This window comes from Burkholderia sp. WTPI3, assembly GCF_021483755.1.
In the GTDB taxonomy this organism is placed as follows: Bacteria; Pseudomonadota; Gammaproteobacteria; order Burkholderiales; family Burkholderiaceae; genus Burkholderia.
In genome coordinates, this window is the sequence record NZ_JAGIXF010000183.1 from 1 (window position 1) to 4,298 (window position 4,298).

Annotated in this window: 4 protein-coding genes; 2 read left to right on the forward strand and 2 right to left on the reverse strand. The window is 67.1% G+C overall.

The features are described from left to right. Window positions 1–643 (forward strand): fumarylacetoacetate hydrolase family protein (locus J7024_RS36425; RefSeq protein ID WP_234746009.1); only part of this gene is annotated, 643 nt, incomplete at its 5' end. Between the two features lie 300 nt (window positions 644–943). Here the strand turns inward: J7024_RS36425 and J7024_RS36430 are convergent. Continuing rightward, window positions 944–1,654 (reverse strand): response regulator, encoded by a 711-nt coding sequence (locus J7024_RS36430; protein WP_124897665.1) that lies wholly within the window; start codon window positions 1,652–1,654, stop codon window positions 944–946. After that, a complete protein-coding gene (locus J7024_RS36435) occupies window positions 1,651–3,111 on the reverse strand; it encodes an ATP-binding protein (protein ID WP_175761853.1) in 1,461 nt (486 codons plus the stop codon). The genes J7024_RS36430 and J7024_RS36435 overlap by 4 nt, the downstream gene beginning before the upstream one ends. 291 nt (window positions 3,112–3,402) lie before the next feature. On the opposite strand from J7024_RS36435, the gene J7024_RS36440 reads away from it, so the two are divergent. After that, window positions 3,403–4,143 carry a winged helix-turn-helix domain-containing protein gene (locus J7024_RS36440; protein WP_124897663.1) on the forward strand — a complete coding sequence of 247 codons (741 nt, stop codon included), beginning with the start codon at window positions 3,403–3,405 and terminating at the stop codon, window positions 4,141–4,143. Window positions 4,144–4,298: the final 155 nt, after the last annotated feature.

Here is a 4,298-nt window from a genome sequence, read left to right on the forward strand (position 1 = left end):
GCTCGCGATCCAGCATCGCGTCGCCGACCTGCTCGGCGAATCCGTCGGCGGATGGAAATGCGCGCTGCCGCCGCCCGACCGCGTGATCGTCGCGCCGATCTTCGCGTCGACGATCCGCGAAGCCGATGCCCCGTACCGCGTCGTCGGCGGCCCGATCGTGCGCATCGAGCCGGAAATCGCCTTCGTGCTCGATCGCGACCTGCCCGCGCGCGAGCAGCCGTACGACGAGAACGACGTGCGCGGCGCGATCCGCGAAGTGCGCATCGTGCTCGAGGTGCTGGGCTGCCGCTATGCGGAGCCCGCGCGTGCATCGAAGTTCGAACTGCTCGCCGACGGGCAATTCAACCAGGGGCTGTGCGTGGGCCCTGTCGTGCCCGACGGGCTGAACGTGCCGCTCGCGACGCTCGCGCTGTCGTTCGAGGGCGCGCTGAACCGCACGATCGACGGCCGCCATCCGGACGGCGATCCGCTCAAGCCGCTCGTCTGGCTCGTCAACTTCCTCGCGTCGCGCGGCGACGGCGCGCGGGCCGGCCAGATCGTGACGACCGGCTCGTATGCGGGCGCGATCGACGTGCCGCTCGGCGATGCGCTGACGGTACGCTTCGGCGAGCTCGGCAGCCTGTCGGTGACGCTGACAGCCTGACTTGGCGGCCGTGCAGGTGCCGTGCGGATCGATGGCTCGATCACCTTTTCCGCGCATTTCCTCATGAGGGCGTGGCGGAAAGGGGGCTTTGGCGGGAATGGTGTTCTCGAAAGCGCTGCATCGAGTCGTGGCGTCTTCACGGCGCTTCGCCGTCAGCCCCCCGTCCGCCGATCGCCATACCGGACCGGATAGCTGCCACGCCGCGGCGGCTTGCGCCGCTTTCGCGCCCCGTTGCGTCTGGCTCGTCACATGGCGCGTCACCCTATCCTTCCGGCTCGACGCCGGACAGGACAGAGAGAATCAAGTCTGCTCGCCGTCCGGCTCGAACCTGTATCCGACGCCGTAGATCGAGCGGATGAAATCCTGATCGGGGCGCACGGCCTGCAGCTTGCGGCGCAGGTTCTTGATGTGGCTGTCGACGGTCCGGTCGGTCACGACGCGATGATCGTCGTACAGCCTGCGCAGCAGATGATCGCGCGGGTAGATCCGCCCCGGCGTGGACTGCAACAGCGACAGCAGCCGCAGTTCGATCGGCGTCAGGTTCAGGTCCTTGCCATCGAGCCGCGCGATGTAATGCTCGGGATCGACGACGAATGGCGACGGCGCCGCGGCCTGCGTGGCGACACCCGTGCCTTCCACACGCCGCAGGATCACCTTGACGCGCGCGACAACCTCGCGCGGGCTGAACGGCTTGCACACATAATCGTCGGCGCCGAGTTCGAGGCCGAGCAGGCGGTCAATCTCGTCTACACGCGCGGTCAGGATCACGATCGGCACGTCCGAGAACGTTCGCAATTCGCGGCAGATGTCGAGCCCGCTGCACCCCGGCAACATCAGGTCGAGCAGGATCAGCGAAGGCATGCGGGCCCGCACGGCCGTCACGACTTCGCGCCCGTCGTCGAGGATATGCGTGTCATAGCCTTCGGCCGTCAGGTAGTCGTCGAGCAGCGCGGACAGTTTCGGCTCATCTTCGACGATGAGGATGGACGCAGGGGTAGCGCGAGTAGTCATGCGAGTGGGCCGAGAAGAGGGACGCGGACGTGAATCCACAGGCCGCCGTAAGGCGAGCGCATCGCTTCGATCGTGCCGCCATGCGCGTCGACGATGTGCTTGCAGAGCGCGAGTCCGAGCCCCGAGCCGCCGCTCTGGCGGCTGCGTGACGCGTCGACGCGGAAGAACCGGTCGAACAGGTGCGGCAGCATCGGCTCGGGGACGGCCGGAAACGAATCCTGCACGTCGATCAGCAACTGCCCGTCGGCCGTCTGGACGGCCACGCGGATGCAGCCGCCCGGGTCGGTATAGCGCAGCGCGTTCTCGAACAGGTTCTGCATCAGTTGCGTCAGGCGATGCGGATCGCCCGAGATCGGCGTCGGCGCGGCGGGAATCGCGAGTTCGAGATCGAGCCGCTTCGACGCGAGCCGGTCGCGGAACGATTCGGCCACGCCCTCGATCAGGTGCGCGAGATCGACGGGGACCTTCTCGAATGTCAGTTCCCCGATATCGGCGAGCGACAGCTCGTGGAGATCGTTGATCAGCTGGCTGAGCATCGAAATTTCGGCCTGCAGCGACGCGAAGGTCGACGGGCTCGGGTGCCGCAGGCCGTCCTCGAGCGCTTCGAGTTCGCCGCGCAGAATGGCCAACGGCGTGCGCAGCTCGTGCGAAATGTCGGCGATGAAATGACGCCGCGCGCGCCCGGCCGACTCGAGCGTCTCTGCGAGCCGGTTGAAGTCGGTCGCCAACTGACCGAACTCGTCGCCGCGCTGTTCCGGCACGCGTACCGCATAGTCGCCGCTCGCGAGCCGATGGTTCGCGTCGACGAGCCGCCTGACCGGCGCGAGAAAAACCCGCGTGAGCACGATCGCGAGCAGCGCGGCCAGCAGCGCGGCGGCGCCGACGATCATCCAGGTCACGCGAACCTGCTCCGCCTGGAACTTCCGGTCGGCGGCATGAAACGGGCCGCCATTGTCCTCCACCGACAGCCAGCCGACCGTCTTGCCGGCCACCGTCAACGGGCGCAGCGCGGTATCGGGCGGCGGCGGCGGACCCTCGCCCGCGACGCGCTGCTTGCCTGCGTCGTAGAGGAACACGGGCGGCATCCGCTGCCAGCTCGGCGGCCCGCCGTCCGGCGGCGGCGCATGGCCGGCGTCGCCGGCCTCCATGCCGGGCGGCGGGCCGGGTTCGCCGCGCATGCCTGGTGGGGGGTTATCGGGCCCGCCGCCGGCCCCCGCATTGACGAACGCATTCCACGCTTGCGGATCGTCGGCCAGGAACTTCCAGTTGCCATGACCGAGGTACGCGCGCTCGAGACGCTGCTCGATCTGCTGGCTCTCCAGCGTGTTGCGACGCGTCACGTAGTCGAGAAAGTTGTTTTCGAAGCTGAACCGGATCGCCGCGCCCATCGCGATCGCGACGACCGTGCACGGAACGAGAATGGCGAGGAACAACTTCGACGTGATGCCCAGTTTCATACGTAATGGCCGCGCAGGTTGATCTTCCGATAGCGCCCGTCAGGTCGAAACGAGGAGACTTGGCATGCGGCATCCGGGAGGCAACGCGAGGTCCGCCCCTGCCGGATTGTCCGTTATCGGCCGGCGCGATAGGCGCCGCGGCCGCAATTTCCACAGTTTTTCCTCAATTTCCTCATCTTCGATGCGAAGTTGGATTTTAGGCTCCAACGCATGCCGTTTCCCCGTCATCCGCCCGAGCGGCGCAGGGGGAGCCGCCCCTGTCGGGCCCACCACCATGATCGTTGACTCGCCATGACCATCCAGATTCTCGTCGTCGAACCGGCCACGGAGGTACGCGACGCATTGCGTGCCTGCTTCAGCAAGAACCAGATCGAGATGTCGGTTCTTTACAATTTACCATCGCTGCTGCCCCGCCTCGACAAGGAGCTGCCGTCCGCGATCGTGATGCGGGCAGAGCAGCCCATCGACGGCCTGAAGGCCGCGCTCAGGCAGTTGCGCGATGCCGGCCACGAGATGCCGGTGATCGTCGTCAGCCGCTCGGCGGACGTCGTCGACAAGATCGTCGCGCTCGAACTCGGCGCGGACGACTACCTGGTCGATCCGTTCGACCCGCACGAACTCGTCGCCCGGATCCGCTGCGTGCTGCGCCGCTGTACCGCGAATCCCTATCGATTGCCCGAAGCGGGCAACCGCTATCAGTTCGGCGAGATCGAAGTGGATTTCTGCGCGCGGCGCGTGTACATGGCCGGCCGCACGCTGAGCTTGCGCGAGAGCGAATTCCTGTTGCTCAAGGTATTCGCATCGCATCCGATGCGCGTGCTGTCGCGGATGAACATCCTGTCGCTGCTCGGCAAGAATTCGCTGCAGCAATCGGAGCGCGGGCTCGACGTCCAGGTGTTCCGGTTGCGCACGCTGATCGAGCATACGACCGGTCATCGCTACATCCAGACCGTGCGCGGCAGGGGCTACATCTTCGTGCCCACGCTATTCGACGAACGCGCATCGGGCCGGACGAGCGCCGCCTGGGCATGATGGCGCGACTCCGGAACCGCGCCGTGATGAAACCGGCCATGCGTCTGCTCGTCGTGTCGTGCCTGCTGATGCTGGCGCATCCGGCCCCCGCCCAGCAACCGCCCGATCGCCCGGGCCCCGATCCGGCGGGCCGCGGTCGCCGTGTCCGGCCGGAT